Below are 17551 nucleotides of genomic sequence, written 5' to 3'. Positions count from 1 at the left end.
GTGGGAATCCGGCCTGTTTCCTTCATGTGTCCCCCGCGAAGCCTTGAGCGGCGTTAAACGTCCGCCGGCCTGTGTGCGTTCCGACAATTTTTCCCTGCGGACCGTGCGGATCCGGGTCAGGCGCTCAGCTGCTGCACCACCCACGCGCCGTAATGGTGCACGAAGGTCGCGCCCGTCTCGCGGAACGCGGCGCAGACGGGGGAACGGTCGGTGCGGGGCGGAAGCTTCACGGACACGACGATGCGTCCGCGCCGGACGGCCCACTCGTACTCCTCGACGTGGCCACGTTCGTCCGTGAGGCCCTGCAGGCTGCGGCGCAGGCGGGCGATGAGTCCGTGATGCCGTCCGTCCCGGTCGAGTTCGCGCGCGCCCGCGTCTCCCTGCAGGATGCGGACCTTGGCGTCCTGCAGGCCGAGCGCGAGGAGACGGTCCGTGAGGTCGCGGACCTGGGCGAGATCGTCGTAGATGCCGTAGATGCTGTTGCGTGGACCGTCGAGCAGATGCCGTTCGAGCATGCTGGTTCCTCCTGGCGACCGGCGGGGGCCGGGCAAGGGGCGGGCGAACAGACGCGGGGCCAGCGCCTCACGCGCCGCAGCCGTGAGGGGATGAATGTCCCTGGATGGTACCGGACGGGCACGGGTCGAGACTGCATGCTGCGAAACAGAGCACCGGCCCGGCGGGTGCAAGGTGTGCCCGTGCCGCGCAGACCGGGCCGGGGGCCGCTAGCCTGCGGTATGACCGTCACCGAAGCTGCCACCTGGACTGACCTGCTCGACTGGAGACGCCGCGTGCAGCGGCAGTACGCGGCCCTCCACGGCCTGAGCGTCCCGGAACGCGCCGATCGGCACGCGGCGTTCGTGCAGGAGCGCGAGCGGCTGTTCCGGACGCACCCGCAGTCGCCGGTGCCGCCGGAGGCGCGCGCGGACCGCCCCCTGCCCTACTGGCCGTACGACGCGGGGCTGGCGTTCACGGCGGCACTGGAGGCCCTGCCGGAGGAGCGGTTCGTGATTCCCACCAGCACCGGGCAGGACATGCCGCTCGTGCGCTTCGCGCGCCTGAGCCTGCCGTTCGGGACGCTGGACGCGTACTGGATCGACGTGTACGGCGGCGGGGTGTTCGTGCCGTTCCGTGACCGGACGAGTGGGCGGGAAACGTACGGCGGTGGCCGCTACCTGCTGGACACCGTGAAGGGTGCGGATCTCGGAGCAGGCCCGGACGGCCGACTGGTGCTGGATTTCAATTTCGCGTACCACCCGTCCTGCTATTACGATCACCGCTGGAGCTGCCCGCTCGCGCCGCCCGCGAACGTGCTGAACGTGGAGATTCGTGCCGGAGAGCGCGCCCCGACCCCCACCTGAACCGGGATCACGCCTGACTGCGCGGCGCTCCGGGGTGCGGCCGAGCGGCACGCCTGGAGTCCGGCCGAACTGAACGCAGGGCCGCCACCCGGCTGCGGGCATCAGCCAGCCCGTCCCTACTTGCCGAGGGTGGCGCGGACGCGGCCCGCGAGGCGGGTCGTCCAGTCGGGCGTGCGCCCCAGGTCGCGCCGAGCGTGGCGCTGCTGCTCCTCGATGAGGTTCAGGGCGCTACCGGGCCCTTCGAGGTGCAGGGTCGCCTCGGTGAGGGCTTCGACGATGTCCTCCTCGTGCGGTGAGATCAGCAGGAGTTGCCGGGCGAGCGCCGCGCAGGGATGATGCTCCTGCCGGGCGTGCCAGCGAGTGAGGAGGGCGCGTCCCGCCGTGAGGACGGCCCACGCGATCCGGTCGCGTTCCTCGCGTGCCCATTCGGTGTCGGCGTCCGGCAGGAAGGGGCCGCCGTACGTCTGAATGGCGCGCAGCACGCGGTCCTCGCGGGCGTCGTGCAGGCCCTGCAGCAGGGCCTGCACGTCCCACTCGAGTGCGGGGCCGCTGCTGACGACGCGGTACTGCCCGGTTCGTCGGTCGTGCTGGACGTGCAGGGAGGGCGCGGCGCGCGTCAGTTCGTGTTTCGCCTGGTGGAAGTAGTTGGTGGCGCGGCGCGGGTCGTCGTCGGGCCACAGGGCCAGCAGCACCTGCTCGCGCGTGGCCGTCCCGGCGTGCAGGAGGTACGCGAGGAGTTCGGGCGTGCGTTTCATGCGCAGCCGGAGGTCCTGCCCGTCGAGATTCAGGGTGGCGGTACCGAGCGTACGGAAGTGCAGCGCGGCGTGCGGGGCGGGGTCTGGGCGGCGGCGGTCGGCGGGGGAGGGTACGCCGGGCATGGTGGCGTGCGCCTGCAGGTGAGCGTCCAGGGCGGGCAGGAGGCGCAGTTCGCAGAGCGTGAACGCGCCTGTTCCGGCGTGGTGCAGGGCGTCGAGCGCGCCGCGGAGGGCCTGTTCCGGCCGGGTGGGCAGCAGCAGGTTCGCGTGGTGCAGGGCGCACGCGGCCGCGTCGCGCGTCAGGCCGCGTGCGCCGAGGTCGGCGTGCAGGTCGCGCAGGGTGGTCTCGGCGTGCGGGTCGTCCTGTGTGGCCTGCCATGCGGTGCGGCGCAGCGAGAGGGTCGCCTGGACGGCCCCGGAGGTGCTGAGGGCGGCAGCGCGGCTGAGGGCGTCGCGGGCGCGCGGGTCGGCGTGGCGGGTGTGGACGGCGGCGCGGGCGAGTTCGGCCTGCGCCTGCAGGTGCGGCTGTCCGGTCCGGGCGGCGTGCGTGACGGCGGTGTCCTGGGCGCGGGCCGCGCCGGGCCAGTCGTTCAGGGCGGCGCGCAGGTCGGCGAGGTGCAGGTGGTGCTGCGCCGCGTGGAGGGGCGCGTGCATGAGGAGCGGCGCGGCCTCGTCGAGGTCCTGCTGTGCCTGGGTCCAGCGGCCGGAGGCGACGGCGAGGGCAGCGCGGACGTGCAGGGCAGGGACGCGGTGCGTGCCGGTCGCGTGCTGCGCGGCGAGGGCCACGTAGTGCTCGGCGTGCAGGGTGCGGCCGAGCGTGGCGTAGGCGCGGGCGAGGTGCGTGGCGACCACGGCCCGGTCGGCGGACGTGGCATGCGGGTCGCCCTGGGCGGCACTCCAGGCATCCTCGGTGGCCGCGAGGGCCAGTCTGGGCTGACCCGCGTGCAGGTGCCGTTCGCCGTCTTCGAGGTAGGCCAGCACGCGGTCGGCAGGGTCCGGCCACGCCTGCGGGTCGGGCAGAAGGGAGGGCCGGGTGGGAACGTCGTCCCCGAGGAGGCGCAGGGTGCGGGCGAGTTCGATGCTGGCGGGCGCGTGGCCCCGGCCATGGGCGCGCTGCAGCAGGTCCTTGGCGTCGAGGAGGCGGCCGAGCGTGACGAGGCCGTGCCCGGCCCAGCGGTCGTCCTCGGGGGTGGGGTTAGGGAGGGCCTGGTACAGGGCGAGACCGAGGGCGGGGTCGCCGCCCCGCACCGCACGCCGGATGGAGTGGTCGGAGGTCATGCGGGCGACCGGCAGAGGCGGGAGGGGGGGTGGGGTGAGGAGTCGTCGAGCGCCTGCGGGTCGGAGCGGCACCGGTTCACACGGGCAGCATAGCGAGCGCCGACGGCGTTCACAGGTCACTTTCTTGATGAACGCTAAGTGTGAATAAAGTGTGGACGGACTACCCTGGACACGTGCCCAGGAAGGCGTGCCACCAGACCCGTCCCGCCCACCCGAACGACGCGCCCAGGCGCACCAACCGCACCTCCGGTCACGACCCTTCCTGCCCAGCGACCTCCTTTCATCCCGGCCCGCCCCAGCACCGCGCCCCGACGGCCCCGCCGTCCCGACAGGAGTCCACCATGAAGCAGCGCACCATCCTCCCGGCCGCCCTCCTCCTCAGCGTCACCCTCGCCGCCTGCGGGCAGAGCGGCAGCCCCACCGCCCACACCTCACAGGTCCTCACACTGACCCTGCAGGGCAACGAGACGCCCGCCGACCTGCGGGCCCGCTACGGCGGCGAGATCGTGGCCTTCAAACCGCAGGCGCACCTCGCCATCGTCCGCACGGACCGGCCCCAGCTGCAGACGCTCGGGCTCGGCTCCAGCAGCGAGACCAACGAAGGCCGGGTCCGCGCGCAGGCCGGCGCGGTCATCTGGACCAAAGCCGGGGCCGTCATCTGGACGAAAGCGCCCGCCGTCATCTGGACCAAGGCCGGAGCCGTCATCTGGACCAAGGCGACCTTCGAGATGATGCCCGAGAACTCCGGCAACTGGGTCTCCGCCGGACTCGACGCCGCGCAGACGCGCCTCACGCACCTGGGGAGCGGCGTGAAGGTCGCCGTGATCGACACCGGCGCCGACACGGCCCTCTTCGCGGGCAGTCTCGCCCCGCAGAGCGAATGGCGCGACTGGGTGGACGGCGACACCCTGCCCGACGAGCCCGGCACGCCCGCAGACGCCGGGTTCGGGCACGGGACGGGCATCACGTCCACCATCCTGCAGATGAGTCCGGGCGCGACCATCCTGCCGCTGCGCGTGCTCGGCACGAACGGCGGCGGTGACGTGGCCGACGTGGCGGCCGCCATCGTGTACGCCGCCGACAGCGGCTCGCAGGTCATCAACCTCAGCCTCGGCACGTCCGACCCCTCTCCCGCCATCGAGGCGGCCATCCAGTACGCCGAGAGCCTGAACGTGCTCGTGGTCACGTCGAGCGGCAACGACGGCGCAACTCAGCTCGACTACCCCGCGCGCGGCGCACAGGGCGACCCGCAGCGCCTCGCGGTCGGCAGCGTCGGTCTGGACGGCACGGTCAGCGCCTTCAGCAACACCGGCGCGGGCCTGAGCGTCTTCGCGCCCGGCGAGGGCATCTACTCGCCCGCCCCGCAGGACTACGGCGTGTACTGGAGCGGCACCTCGCAGAGCGCCGCCGTCGTCACGGGCGCCCTCGCGCTCGGACTGGGCGAGCAGCACGGCCCGGCCCAGACGCGCGCCGCCCTGCTGTCCAGCACCGCCAGCGTGCCGGGCCAGGGTGCAGGCCGCCTGAACCTCGCCGCGTACAGCGCCCTGCTGAACCCCTGAACCCCAGACCGTGCGGACCGCCCGGACATCACCACTGCTTGAGAAAGCAGCAGAGGTGGAGTTCGGTAAGACACCGTGTTTAGACTGGAGCCACCTGGGACCCTCCCGGGTGGTTTCTGCGCGTCCGAAATCACGCTCTGGTCCCCAACGAGGTTCCGCGTGCCCCCAGACCCGAAGCTTCCCCTGCTGCCCGAACGCGTCGCCCAGGAGCGGTACGACGAAGCGTGGCGACTGCTGGAACACGGGCACTTCGCGGACGCGCAGGCCACCTTCGAGCACCTGCTCACCCACGACCTCGACCGCCGCATTCAGGCGGACGTCCGCAGCGGCCTCGCCGGAACGCTGCACCTGCAGGGACGCAGCATGCAGGCGCTGAGCGAACTGCACCGCGCCCTCGCGCTGCGCGAGGAACTGCAGGACGACATGGCCGTCGCAAGCACCTACAACAACCTCGGCATCCTGAGCCTGGAACTCGGGAACCTCGCGCTGGCCGCCGAGCACCTCGAGAACGCCCGCGTCCTGCTGAGCGGACAGCCGGATCATCCGCTGTTCGTGCCGCTGCTGTGCAACCTGGCCCGCACGCACCTGGACCACGGCGACCTCGGCCGGGCCGAACAGTACGCGCGTGAAGGGCTCGCCCTCGTGGGCGGACCGCCCGACCGGCAGAGCGTCGCCCTGCACCTGAATCTCGCCGAGTCGCTGCTCGGCCAGGGCGAGCTGCAGGAGGCCAGGGCACACCTGCACAGCGCCTGCCAGGGCGCGGGACGCATCGAAGCGCAGGACCTGCTGATGCGGGCACGGCACGGCACGGCCCTCGCGCTGGAACAGGAGGGACGCCTGGAGGCCGCCATCACCGTGATGGACGAGGTGCTGCTCCTGGCGCGTGACGCGCAGGACAACGCCGTGGAGATCCTCTGCACCCTGGGGCTCGCGCGGCTCGAACTGCAGGCCGGGCGGCCCGCGAGCGCCCTGGACCACGCGCGGGCCGCGCTGCGCACCTGCTGGCAGGCGGGGCGGCGCCTGATGGAACTGGAGACGCACGACCTGCTGTGCCGGATCCTCAGTTCGCTCGGCGAGCACGTCCTCGCACTGGAACACGTGGGCGAGGCGAGACAGCTGGAGCGCGAACTGCGCAACGACGACAACGAGCAGCGCCTGATGATCCTGAACATGCGGCACGACGTGGAACGCGTGAAGCACGACCGGGCCGCCGCGTGGCACGCGACGCACCTCGCGGAAACCAAGATCCGCGAACAGCTTGCGGAACTGCAGCGCCTCGCCCTGTATGACACCCTGACCGGCCTCCCCAACCGCACGCTGCTCACCGACCGCCTGAGGCAGTGGGTCGGAACCGGGCGTCCCGTCACGGTCGGCCTGCTGAACCTGAAGCGCTTCCGGCAGATCAACCTCACGTACGGGCAGGCGAGCGGGGACGCGCTGCTCGCGCACGTCGCGATGCTGCTGTCCACGTCGCTGCAGGACGGCGAGACGGCGTCCCGGCCCGGCGGGGCGGAATTCCTGCTCCTGATGCACTCGGGTGACGGCCCGGCCGCGGTGGCGGCACGCGTGCAGGCCGCCCTGGAGCGCACCCCCATGAACCTCGACGGGCGCGAGTACTGGCCGGAGATGGCGCTCGGCCTCGCGACGTTCCCGGACGACAGCATGAACACCGAGACCCTGCTGAAGCACGCGGACCTCGCCCTGCACCACGCGCTCACCACGGACGCCCGCTGGGCACTGTTCCACCCGGACCTGACGAGCGGCACGATGACCTTCGAGAGGGAACTGCAGACCGCGACGCGCGAACAGCAGTGGGAACTGCACCACCAGCCGCAGATTCACGCGGGCACCGGTCACGTGCTGGGCGTGGAGGCCCTCCTGCGCTGGCGCCACCCGGTCCGGGGACTCGTCCCGCCCGCCGAGTTCATCCCGGCGCTGGAGGACTCGAACCTGATCGTGGAGGTGGGCGCGTGGGTGCTGACGGAAGCGTGCCGTCAGATCGCGCCGCTCGGTGACCTGCGCGTGAGCGTGAACGTCAGCGCCCGCCAGTTCCTGAACGGCGCGTCGCTGATCGGGGCAGTCCAGGGCGCCCTGCGGGATTCCGGGCTGCCCGCGTCGCGCCTGGAACTGGAACTCACGGAAAGTCAGGTGATGCGCAACCCCGAGTACGCGGTCGGGGTGCTGCAGGCGCTCCGGGCACTGGGCGTGCGCGTCTCCATCGACGATTTCGGGACGGGGCACTCCAGTTTCGCGTACCTGCGCCAGTTCCCGCTCGACGCGCTGAAGATCGACCGGGCCTTCGTCCGGGAACTCGCGGGCGACCGGCGCGACCGGGCCATCGTGGAGACCATCGCGCACCTCGCACACGGCCTGGGCCTGGAGGTGGTGGCCGAGGGCATCGAGACGGAACGGCAGGCCGAGATCACCCGCGAGATCGGGGTGGACCTGCTGCAGGGCTACCTGTTCGGGCGGCCCCTGCCGCTCGCGGACCTGAAGGCGTACCTGAACCGCTGCCCCGGCGAGGACAGCGCGCCGGTCGCGGCGACGGACAGCCCGGCAGAACCCCCGCGGCCCTGAGCGGTCCGGAGGCCGGTCGCACGGGACCGCGGAGACCGCCCCCTCGGCCGGAAGGGGACGGTCAGCGCACGTCGCCGCCGGGCATCACGGTCAGGTCCGGCGTGAGGAGCGCGACGCCGCGCCCACCCTGCGCGACCACGATGTCGCCGCGCGGGTCGAGCGTCACGTCCATCGGGTGGTGGAGGGCCGCGCTGCGCTGCGCTCCGCTGCCGAGGTCGAGGCGGGTGACGGTTCCTGCGCGGTCCGTGACGACGACCGTGCGGCCGTTCAGCACGAACTTGTCCGGCTGGCCCGGCAGCGCCCAGGTGCGCCGCACGCGGCCCTGGAAGTCGGTGCGGAGCAGGCGGCCCTGCACGTCCAGCAGCAGCAGGCCCTCCCGGTCCGCGGTGATTCCGACCGGCGCGCCCCCCACGTGTACGCGCGTCCGGACGGCGAGCGTGACCGGGTCGAGGAGGCACAGTTCGCCGCGCAGGTGGTGCGTGACGTACAGGGTGCCGCGCTGCATCAGCACGCCGTCCATCACGTCCGGCATGCGGGTGGGCGCCTCGGCGTGCAGCGCCATCCGCGTCCCGGCGTGCAGGACGGTGGGGAGGGTGCCGACCTCGCCGCGCACGGACTTGTAGTACACGCGGCCGTTGCCGGCACTCAGGCCCGCCACGCCGCCCGGCACGGGGTAGGCGCGCCGCAGGCGCAGGGGGCTCAGCTGGACTTCGAGGACGCGGTCGTTGCCGGCGTCGGCGAGGTACACGTCCTCGCCGACGCGCAGGCCCTCCGTGAACCACGCAGGGGACGGAGAGGGCAGGTCGAGGGTGGCGGTCACGCGTTCGCCCGTGACGAGGCTCACGCGGGCCGTGCCGGGCGTCCCGCGTCCGGCGGGAGGGAGGGCGCCGTTGCTGGCGACGAGCAGGGCCGGTCCGGCGTTCACGACGACGGCCGGGTCCGGCAGGCCACCCGCGAGGCTGGGTGGGCCGAGGAGCGTTCCGGTGAGCAGCAGGGCGGCGGCGACGGCAGCCGCACCGAGCGCGAGCCCGGGCCACAGGGCGGCGCGGGCCCCTGGACGGACTGCCGACCTCGCCTGAACCGGTGCGGGGCGGGCCACGGTGCGGCCGTTCGCGCGGCGCAGCAGTGCGTCCCGCACGGCGGGCGGCGGCGCGGCAGGCGGCGCGGCGGCGTCCTCCAGCAGGGTCGCCTGCAGGGTCTGCAACAGCGCCCACTCTTCCCGGCAGGCGGAGCAGTGCTGCAGGTGAGCGTCCAGCGCCGGACCGGGCCTTCGTCCGGACGCGGCGGCAAGGTGCAGTTCGTCACGCCAGCGGTCGTGTTCCGGTGGGACGGGGGGTTGGGGGGTCATGTGTTCACCTCCTTCGGGTGGCAGGACGGACGGTCGAGGGCATGTGGCGGGCGCAGGCGGGTCATTCGTGGTCCTCCCGTACGGAGAGGCGGCGTTTCAGGGCGCCGAGCGCGGTGTTCAGGCGGCTCTTGACCGTGCCGACCGGGACGCCCATGTGCCGTGCCGTTTCCTCGCGCGACTCGCCCAGCAGGAAGGCGCGCCGCACCGTTTCGCGCTGCACGTCGCTCAGGCGCGCCATCGCCTGCCGCACCTCGTCGGCCTGCTGCTGGTCGGCGGCCCGGGCGAAGGGGTCCTGACGGTCGTCGGGGAGCGGGAAGTCCTGGCCCTCGTCGTCGTAGAGGCGCCACTCGCCGCGCCGTTGCCGCAGGCGGTCCAGGGCGCGCGAGCGGGCCATCACCAGCAGGTACGCGCGCAGTTCTGCCCGGCCCGCATCGAACCGTTCCGGGGCCTCCCACAGCCGCAGGAACACGTCCTGCAGCACCTCCTGCGCGCTCGGCGGGTCCAGCAGGCGCAGCAGCAGGGCGTACACGCCGGGACTGTGCCGGTCGTACAGCGTGGCCAGCGCGCGCTCATCCCGCACCTGCAGGGACTGCATGAGGTGCGCGTCACTCGGCGGGTCGGGCGGATCGGCCACGGCCTCCACGCTATCAGGCCGGGCGGTGCGGCGGCCCGGGTCGCGGCCGGCACGGTCGGGGCGGGCCAGGAGCGCGGCGGTCGGGGAACGGATCATGGCAGGGGTACGTGGGCGGAGCGGGAAAGGTTCAGTCCGGCAGCGAAGCCCCGCAATCTTGACCGTTTTACTCGGTTATGAGATGCTTCGTGCAGCATGGCCTTCACCCTCCCCTCCCCCATCCCGGCCGCACCCCGATGAGCGGCCTCCCCCTCAGCCTGCACGACAGCGTCCGCGAGCGCCGCACCGTGGACCTCCTGAACCTCAGTGCCGTCCCGGTCGCGCCGCCCGTCATCGAACGCGTGCTGGAGGCCGCGAACTGGGCTCCCAGCCATGGGCAGACCGAACCGTGGCGCTTCGCGGTCTTCACCGGCGAGGCCCGCATGCGTCTCTCCGGAGCGCTCGCCACCTCCCTGGCCCTGCTGAAAGGCGAACCGCAGGCGGACCCCGAGGTGCTGCGCCTGCAGCAGGGCCGCCAGCAGCTTGCGCCCGTCTGGATCGCGGTCGCGGTGGAGCCCGCCGTGCAGCCGCGCATGCCGCTGCACGAGGAGCAGTGGGCGGTCGCGTGCGCCGTGCAGAACCTGATGCTGACGGCGCGCTCGCTGGGACTGGCGAGCAAGTGGATCAGCAACCCGCCCAGCCTGCACGACGCGACGCGCGCGGCACTCGGCTTCGGTGAGCGCGCCAGCATGATGGGCGTGCTGTACCTCGGCTACCCGCGCGACGAGGGCAGCTGGCCCGCCGGGAAGCGCCGCCCGCTGGCGGAGAAGGTCCGGTACTTCACCGACTGACGACCGGGACGGGCCGTGCGGAGTGTCACCCCTGGTCAGCAGGGACGCGGTGTGCTCTGATGGACCGGAACTGAACCGATTCAGCCCCGGGCGCTCACGGGTGCCCGGGCCGTTCCCAGACGCCGGACCACCCGGAAACGAGGCCTCCATGACGACCGACCCCGCAGTGCACGCCGAGCCCTACACGCCCGCCCCCGCCCGGTACGCGGGCATGACGTACCGCCGCAGCGGACGCAGCGGCCTGCACCTCCCGGCCATCTCGCTCGGACTGTGGCACAACTTCGCCGCGCAGGAGTTCGGCGGGCGCGACAGCCTGGAGAACGCGCGCGCCATGCTGAGGCGCGCCTTCGACCTGGGCGTCACACACTTCGACCTCGCCAACAACTACGGCCCGCCGCCCGGCAGTGCCGAACGCACCTTCGGGCGGGTGATCCAGCAGGACCTGCGGCCCTACCGCGACGAGCTGATCGTGTCCAGCAAGGCCGGGTACGACATGTGGGACGGCCCGTACGGCAGCTGGGGAAGCCGCAAGTCGCTGATCGCCAGCCTGGACCAGAGCCTCGCGCGCATGGGGCTGGAGTACGTGGACATCTTCTACCACCACCGGCCCGACCCGCAGACACCGCTGGAGGAGACGATGACGGCCCTGGACCACATCGTGCGGAGCGGGCGGGCCCTGTACGTGGGGCTCAGCAACTACTCGCCGGAAGCGACGCGGCACGCGGCCGCCCTGCTGCGGGAGCTGGGCACGCCCGCCCTGATCCACCAGCCGTCGTACAGCATGCTGAACCGGCACGTGGAGGCGGGGCTGCTGGCGGCGCTGCGTGACACGGGGATGGGCAGCATCGTGTTCAGTCCGCTGCAGCAGGGGCTCCTGACGGACCGGTACCTGGACGGCGGGATTCCGGAGGGGTCGCGGGCGAGCACGGGCCGGTTCCTGCGGCCGGAGCACGTGACGGACGCGGTGCTGGCCCGCACGCGCGCCCTGAACGCGCTGGCGCTGGAGCGCGGGCAGACGCTCGCGCAGATGGCGCTGGCGTGGGTGCTGCGCTGGCCGGAGGTCACGTCGGCACTCATCGGTGCGAGCCGCCCGGCGCAGATCGACGACGCGGTGGGGGCGCTCGCGCGGCTGGAGTTCGGGGCGGCGGAACTGGCGCGCATCGAGGAGATTCTGGCGGGCTGAGCCCGGCCATCCGCAGAGGCGTCAACTGCACTTGACCTGACGTCATTTCAGAATTACCTTTGGGCATGACGCCCACAGGGACCCCGGACCGTGCCGCGCACGGCCCGCCCGCAGACCCCCTCCCCAGCCGCGTCCGTGCACGGCGCGAGGAGCTGCACGTCCGCCCCGGCGACCTCGCCGCCCGCTGCGGCATCACCCGGCAGGCCCTGCACGCCATCGAGACGGACGCGTACACCCCCAACACCGTCGTCGCCCTGCGCCTCGCCCGCGCGCTCGCCTGCCGCGTCGAGGACCTCTTCCAGCTGCAGGACGACCCCGCCCCGCAAGTCCACGCGCGCCTGCTCGGCCCCGCACAGCCCGCCGGGACGCGCGTGCAGCTCGCGCAGCTCGGCGACGACTGGCTCGCCCAGCCGCTCTCCGGGCAGAGCGGCTGGGACCAGCCGGCCGACGGCACCCTCCGCAGCGACGCCAGCGGCGACGCGCCCGCCAGCGTGCAGCCCTTCACGGACCTGCGCCTCGCGCAGCGCACGGCGGTCCTGACGGGCTGCGACCCGTCGCTCGGCCTGGCCGCCATGCACGCGGCCCGGCACACCCCGGACGTGCGGGTCCTGTGGCGCAACGCGTCCAGCCTGCAGGCCCTGCGGGCCGTGGCGCGCGGCGAGGCGCACGCGGCCGGCATTCACCTGTGGGAGGCCACGACCGGCATCTCGAACCTCGGCGCGGTGGAGCGAGAACTGCCGGGACGCCGCGCCCACCTGTACACCCTCTGGGAGTGGGAGCAGGGCCTGATCGTGCCGCGCGGCAACCCGAAGCGCGTCACCGGCCCGGAAAGCCTGATCCACGGGCAGCTGCGCCTCGTGAACCGCGAGGACGGTGCGGGCAGCCGCCTGCTGCTCGACGCGTGGCTCGCCGGACTCGGCGTGACGCTCGCCGAGCGCGCCCGTCTGCCCGGCTACCGCGACGAGGCACCCAGCCACCTGGAGGCCGCCGGGCGCGTCGCGGCGGGTGTCGCGGACGCCGCGCCGGGGCCCCGCTCGGCCGCGCAGGTGCTCGGGCTGGACTTCGTGCCGGTGCAGCGCGAACGCTTCGACCTGGTCGTGCCGGACCCGTACCTCACGCACCCCGCCATCGCCGCGCTGATCGGCGTGGCGCAGCAGCAGTCGTTCCGGGCGGAACTCAGCGCCCTGGGCGGCTACGACCCCGCGCATGCGGGCGAGCACTGGCAGTCCACCCCCTGACCGATCACACAGGCTCACCGACCACGAAGGAGCTCCGCATGCTGAAATCCCTCACCCTGACCGCCCTCCTCCTCGCCACCGGCAGCGCGTCCGCCGCGAACCTCACCGTGTACGCCGCCGCGTCCCTCACCGACGCCTTCACCGAACTCGGCAAAGCCTTCGACGCCCAGAGCGGCCACCGGACCACCTTCAGCTTCGCCGGGTCCCAGGCCCTCCGGACGCAGCTCGAAAACGGCGCGAAGGCCGACGTGTACGCCAGCGCCAACGACGCCCAGTACACCCCCCTCGTCACCAGAGGGCTGGTGGCTCCGGGGCAGGCCTTCGTCCGCAACAAGCTCACCCTCATCGTCCCGAAGAGCAACGCCTCGCTGCGCACCCTGAACGACCTCACGAAACCGGGCCTGAAGCTGGTCCTCGCCGACAGGACCGTCCCGGTCGGCGACTACACCCGCCGCATGCTGACGGCCATCGACAGGTCCGGCACGTACGGCCGGGACTTCTCCGCCCGCGTCCTGAAGAACGTCGTCAGCGAGGAGACCAACGTCCGGCAGGTCGCCCTCAAGGTGCAGCTCGGCGAGGCGGACGCCGCCGTCGTGTACGCCACCGACGTGACGCCCACCCTGAAGCCCCTCGTGCGCGCGATCGCCCTCCCCACCCGTTTCAACCAGAACGCCAGCTACCCCATCGGCGTCCTCAAGGGCACCGCCAGTCCCGAGGCGGCGCAGGCCTTCGTGACGTACGTGCAGTCGCCCGCCGGGCAGAAGATCCTCAGGAAGTGGGGCTTCCTCAGCCTGCAATGACGCGCCCGCACGGACACCCGCACCGTTGAGCACCCCGGCCCGCCCGTCCGTCCGGCACGCGCCGCACGCCCTGCCCGTGCTGCTGAGCGTGCTGATGGCGGCGTTCCTGCTGACACCGACGCTGGTGCTGCTGCACGCCGGACTCGGCCCGCGGTTCGTGCCGACCCTGCAGAGTCCCGCCGTGCAGGACGCCCTGCGCGTGAGCCTCGTCACGACGGGCGTCACGCTGCTCCTCACGGTGCTGCTCGTGACGCCCGTCGCGTACCTGCTCGCCCGGTTCCGCTTCCCGGGCCGCACCCTGCTCGACACGCTGCTCGATTTGCCCATCGTGCTGCCGCCCGTCGTGGCAGGCGTCGGCCTGCTCCTCACCTTCGGCCGGACCGGGCTGCTCGGCGCGCCCCTGCACCTGGCGGGCGTGGACCTCGCCTTCTCCCCCGCGGCGGTCGTGATGGCGCAGCTGTTCACGTCCGCGCCCTTCTACCTGCGGACCGCGAAGGCGGGCTTCGGGGCGGTGGACCGCGACGCGGAAGGGGCGGCGCGCACGGACGGCGCGGACGGGTGGGCGGTGTTCCGGCTCATCACGTGGCCGCTCGCGTTTCCCTTCCTGCTGGAGGGTCTGGTCCTGACGTGGGCGCGCGCACTGGGGGAATTCGGGGCGACCGTGCTGTTCGCCGGATCGCTGCAGGGCCGCACGCGCACCGTCACGCTCGCCATCTACTCGGCCCTGGAGTCGGACCTCGCGCCCGCGCTGGTGCTGTCGGCCGTGATGGTGCTGCTGTCCTTCACGGTGCTCGTCACGGTGAGGCTCCTCGCCGCGCGCCGGGGCGACCCCGACTGAACGGCCGGTAACGGGAACGTAATGGTGCAGGGCGAGCGTGAGGGCGTGCATCCTGACTCCCCGGCCCGCCCACCCATCACATCCCCAGACCATCAGCGGGCAGACGATCAGCAGACCGCCCGGCCTGACCGCACCCCCATCCCGCCCGTGATCCAGGGAGGGATGGGGGTGGGCGTGTCCGGCTGGCCGCTCGCACGGGCCGTGTCGCGGGCCGGTCAGCTGGGCGTCGTGTCGGCCACGTGCCTGGACACCGTGATGGTCCGGCGACTGCAGGACGGCGATCCGGGCGGTCACACCCGGCGCGCCCTGGCACACTTCCCGAGTCAGGATGCGGTGCGGGAGGTGCTCGACCGGTACTTCCTGCCGGGAGGCCGGGCGGCGGGGCAGCCGTACCGGCGCGTGCCGCTGCCCGGCGTGCCACTGCAGCCGGAGAACGAGCGTCTGACGGTCATGGCGAACTTCGTGGAGGTGTGGCTGGCCCGTGAGGGGCACGGCGGCACGGTCGGCGTGAACCTCCTCACCAAGGTTCAGCTGCAGACCCTGCCGGGCCTGTACGGCGCGGTCCTGGCGGGCGTGCACGTCGTGCTGATGGGAGCAGGCATCCCGCGCGACGTGCCGCAGGTCCTCGACCGCTTCGCGGCGGGACAGGCGGCGACCCTGCGGCTAGACGTGACGGGCGCGGCCGCCCCGACCGTCCTGACCTTCGATCCGGCGTCCCTGGGCCTGGAGGGCGTACCGCTCGCGCGTCCGGCCTTCCTGCCGGTCGTGTCGTCGAACGTGCTGGCGGCCATGCTGGCCCGGCGCGGCGAGGGGGCCGTGCAGGGCTTCGTGGTGGAGGGCCCCACGGCGGGCGGGCACAGCGCCCCCCCGCGCGGGGACCGCGCCCTCGACGAACGGGGCGAACCGCGCTACGGCCCGAAAGACGAGGTGGACCTGCAGGCCCTCGCGGCGCTCGGCCTGCCGTTCTGGCTGGCGGGCGGGACGGGCTCGCCGGAAGCGCTGCGGGACGCGTGGGCGCGCGGCGCGGCAGGTGTGCAGGTGGGCACGCTGTTCGCGTACTGTGAGGAGTCCGGCCTGCGCGCGGACCTGCGCGACCGGGCGCTGCGGGGCGCTCGGCGCGGTGAGCTGCGCGTACGGACGGACCCGCACGCGTCCCCGACCGGCTTTCCCTTTAAGGTGGTGATGCTGCCCGGCACGCTCGCCGACCCGGACGTGTACGCGGCCCGCACGCGCCGCTGCGACCTGGGGTACCTGCGCGAGAGTTACGCCCGGCCGGACGGCCTCGTGGGATTCCGCTGCCCGGCCGAACCGGTCGGGGAGTACACCCGCAAGGGGGGCCGGGCGGAGGACACGCGGGGCCGCATGTGCCTGTGCAACGCGCTGCTGGCCGACGTGGGCCTGGGGCAGACGCAGCCACAGGGACCGGAGCCCGCGCTGCTCACGAGCGGCGACGACCTGCGCAGCGCAGGCCGCTGGCCGCACGGACAGGTCCCGGATTCCGGGCCGGGGCAGGACACCTCCGGGTACGCCGCCCTGGACGCCCTCCGGTACCTGCTCGACTGAGCCCCGGCCCTGGAAGTCCCGGACTGGAGACACTGGACCCGCCCGCCTTCCCCACAGAACGGATTGCAGACGGGACGTGCGCGTCCTGCTCAGGGTTCGGGGCGTGCCGTCCCTTTCAGCCGCGGCTGGAGGGGACACGCCGTGACCGCAGGTTCGCCAGGACGAACAGGCCCAGCACGATGCCGGACAGCCAGTACCCGAGGGTGGACGTGTCGAGCGTGCCGAGTGGGGCGAGCCACGCGCCGAGCGCCGTGAAGTGCGCCCCCACCCATCCGGCGAGCGTGACCGCGCCGATCACCAGGGCGAGTCCGCCGGACAGGCCGGTCACGATGAGGTTGTACCCGCGCCGCGCGCGGGGGTGTTCGAGCGCCCAGGCGTAGGCGTGCGTCATGGCCGCGCCGTCCAGCGTGTCGAGGAGCGTCATGCCGGACGCGAACAGCAGCGGCAGGCTCAGCACGGACGCGAGGCTCAGGCCCTGCTGTGACGCGCTGCCCGCCAGGCCGAGCAGGGCGACTTCGGTGGCGGTGTCGAAGCCCAGGCCCATCAGGAAACCGAGCGGCAGGACCTGCCACTGCCGGTTCACCATGCGCGTCATGGGCGCGATCAGGCGCGCGAGCAGCCCGCCGTGCGAGTGGTGCTGCTCGTGCCCGCGCCACACGCGCGGCAGCGACGCGAGGTTCACGGCGGCGACCGTGAGGAGGTACGCGCCCGCCACGAGCGGACCCACCCACCCGCCGAAGGTTTCCAGCTGGGCCTGCCGGCCGATCAGGGCCTTGCCGACGACGGCGGCCACGGCGGACAGGGCGAACACCACGCCGGAGTGCCCCAGCCCGAAGTACAGGCCCGTGCCGTGCGCGGGACGGCCGAGCAGCAGGAGTTTGCGGACGGTGTTGTCGATGACGGCGATGTGGTCGGCGTCCCAGGCGTGACGCAGGCCGAACAGGTACGCGGTGACGCCCACGCCCCACAGCAGCGGCGCGTGCAGGGCGGCAGGCACCCACAGCAGCAGGGCCAGCAGGTGCAGGGCCAGCACGACGCTCAGGTACGGGAGGCTGTGGCGGGCGCTGCGGGCGAGCGGCATCCGGAGGGCGGAGGGGTGCGGGTGGTTCGGGTCGGGGTGATGCATGACGGCTCCTGACGGTGGGGCGCGGCAGCAGAGCCGGTGCTCGACTGCCCCTGGCGCGGGGGCGGAGCGCCCTTGCGGGGCGCGTGGCGGCGAGTGAGCGACCGGACTGTGACCGTGGCGCGACCGTGCCGGACTGAACCTGACGTGCAGGCGTGACCGGACTTCCCTCTGTTCTCGCTGGGTCCGGCCGCTGGGGCGCGGGACCGTCCGTGAGTGTACACAGCTTTTCGTTTGCTATGCTCGGGCAGCCTGGTGCCCGAGTCGCCGTGCCCGTGTGGGCGCACCATAGACCGGGCTTAAAGTGGGGAAGTCCGGTGTGAGTCCGGCGCTGTTCCGCAACGGTGTGGTCTGGACCTGACAAGCGTCCCGCCCGAGCCCGAATGCCTGCCAGGTCCGCCCCCGTGTGGGGGCACCTCTCGCTGAAAGGGGGACCCGCCGTGAACCTGTCTCTTGCCGTCCTGCCGTAT

At 73.0% G+C, this 17551-nt stretch carries 14 protein-coding genes and 1 riboswitch; of the genes, 9 read left to right on the top strand and 5 right to left on the bottom strand.

The features are described from left to right. Nucleotides 1–116 precede the first annotated feature (116 nt). Nucleotides 117–515, bottom strand: a complete 399-nt coding sequence (locus IEY33_RS05790; protein ID WP_188961343.1) for a hypothetical protein — start codon at nt 513–515, stop codon at nt 117–119. A gap of 219 nt (nt 516–734) precedes the next feature. Here IEY33_RS05790 and IEY33_RS05785 point away from each other — a divergent pair, with 219 nt between their 5' ends. Then, nucleotides 735–1358, top strand: a complete 624-nt coding sequence (locus IEY33_RS05785; RefSeq protein WP_188961342.1) for a DUF1684 domain-containing protein — start codon at nt 735–737, stop codon at nt 1356–1358. 116 nt (nt 1359–1474) lie between these two features. Here IEY33_RS05785 and IEY33_RS05780 read toward each other — a convergent pair whose 3' ends face one another. Continuing rightward, nucleotides 1475–3391 (bottom strand): ATP-binding protein, encoded by a 1917-nt coding sequence (locus IEY33_RS05780; protein ID WP_188961341.1) that lies wholly within the window; start codon nt 3389–3391, stop codon nt 1475–1477. Between the two features lie 341 nt (nt 3392–3732). Here IEY33_RS05780 and IEY33_RS05775 point away from each other — a divergent pair, with 341 nt between their 5' ends. Together IEY33_RS05775 and IEY33_RS05770 are read left to right on the top strand one after the other, a co-directional pair. Continuing rightward, nucleotides 3733–4950 carry a S8 family serine peptidase gene (locus tag IEY33_RS05775; protein ID WP_188961340.1) on the top strand — a complete coding sequence of 406 codons (1218 nt, stop codon included), beginning with the start codon at nt 3733–3735 and terminating at the stop codon, nt 4948–4950. Nucleotides 4951–5109: 159 nt separating this feature from the next. Beyond that, nucleotides 5110–7527: an EAL domain-containing protein gene (locus tag IEY33_RS05770; RefSeq protein WP_188961339.1), complete on the top strand. Its 2418-nt coding sequence runs from the start codon at nt 5110–5112 to the stop codon at nt 7525–7527. A gap of 61 nt (nt 7528–7588) precedes the next feature. On the opposite strand, the gene IEY33_RS05765 is transcribed toward IEY33_RS05770, so the two are convergent. After that, complete coding sequence (locus IEY33_RS05765; RefSeq protein WP_188961338.1) at nt 7589–8875, bottom strand: YncE family protein; 1287 nt, start codon at nt 8873–8875, stop codon at nt 7589–7591. 61 nt (nt 8876–8936) lie between these two features. Next, nucleotides 8937–9605 carry an RNA polymerase sigma factor gene (locus IEY33_RS05760; RefSeq protein ID WP_188961337.1) on the bottom strand — a complete coding sequence of 223 codons (669 nt, stop codon included), beginning with the start codon at nt 9603–9605 and terminating at the stop codon, nt 8937–8939. Nucleotides 9606–9694: 89 nt separating this feature from the next. On the opposite strand from IEY33_RS05760, the gene IEY33_RS05755 reads away from it, so the two are divergent. The 6 genes from IEY33_RS05755 to IEY33_RS05730 all read left to right on the top strand — a co-directional run bounded on the left by IEY33_RS05755 (nt 9695) and on the right by IEY33_RS05730 (nt 15958). Continuing rightward, nucleotides 9695–10336 carry a nitroreductase family protein gene (locus IEY33_RS05755; protein ID WP_229670810.1) on the top strand — a complete coding sequence of 214 codons (642 nt, stop codon included), beginning with the start codon at nt 9695–9697 and terminating at the stop codon, nt 10334–10336. A gap of 148 nt (nt 10337–10484) precedes the next feature. Continuing rightward, the gene (locus IEY33_RS05750; protein WP_188961335.1) at nt 10485–11519 is read left to right on the top strand and encodes an aldo/keto reductase; all 1035 of its coding nucleotides are present in this window, start codon (nt 10485–10487) and stop codon (nt 11517–11519) included. A 65-nt stretch (nt 11520–11584) separates the two neighbouring features. Continuing rightward, nucleotides 11585–12757, top strand: coding sequence for an XRE family transcriptional regulator (locus tag IEY33_RS05745; RefSeq protein WP_188961334.1), 1173 nt, complete (start codon nt 11585–11587; stop codon nt 12755–12757). Nucleotides 12758–12795: 38 nt separating this feature from the next. After that, nucleotides 12796–13557, top strand: coding sequence for a molybdate ABC transporter substrate-binding protein (modA, locus tag IEY33_RS05740; RefSeq protein WP_188961333.1), 762 nt, complete (start codon nt 12796–12798; stop codon nt 13555–13557). 94 nt (nt 13558–13651) lie between these two features. After that, nucleotides 13652–14395 (top strand): ABC transporter permease, encoded by a 744-nt coding sequence (locus tag IEY33_RS05735; protein WP_188961642.1) that lies wholly within the window; start codon nt 13652–13654, stop codon nt 14393–14395. Between the two features lie 174 nt (nt 14396–14569). Continuing rightward, nucleotides 14570–15958 (top strand): nitronate monooxygenase, encoded by a 1389-nt coding sequence (locus tag IEY33_RS05730; RefSeq protein ID WP_229670809.1) that lies wholly within the window; start codon nt 14570–14572, stop codon nt 15956–15958. 115 nt (nt 15959–16073) lie between these two features. Here IEY33_RS05730 and IEY33_RS05725 read toward each other — a convergent pair whose 3' ends face one another. Then, on the bottom strand, nt 16074–17084 hold the full coding sequence (locus IEY33_RS05725) for a HoxN/HupN/NixA family nickel/cobalt transporter (protein WP_188961332.1): 1011 nt from the start codon (nt 17082–17084) through the stop codon (nt 16074–16076). Nucleotides 17085–17318: 234 nt separating this feature from the next. Beyond that, a riboswitch (cobalamin riboswitch) is annotated at nt 17319–17490 on the top strand. Nucleotides 17491–17551: the final 61 nt, after the last annotated feature.

The sequence above is a fragment of the Deinococcus aquiradiocola genome (assembly GCF_014646915.1).
GTDB lineage: Bacteria > Deinococcota > Deinococci > Deinococcales > Deinococcaceae > Deinococcus > Deinococcus aquiradiocola.
Note: the sequence above shows the minus strand (reverse complement) of the source record. Positions and strands in the feature narration are given on the sequence as shown.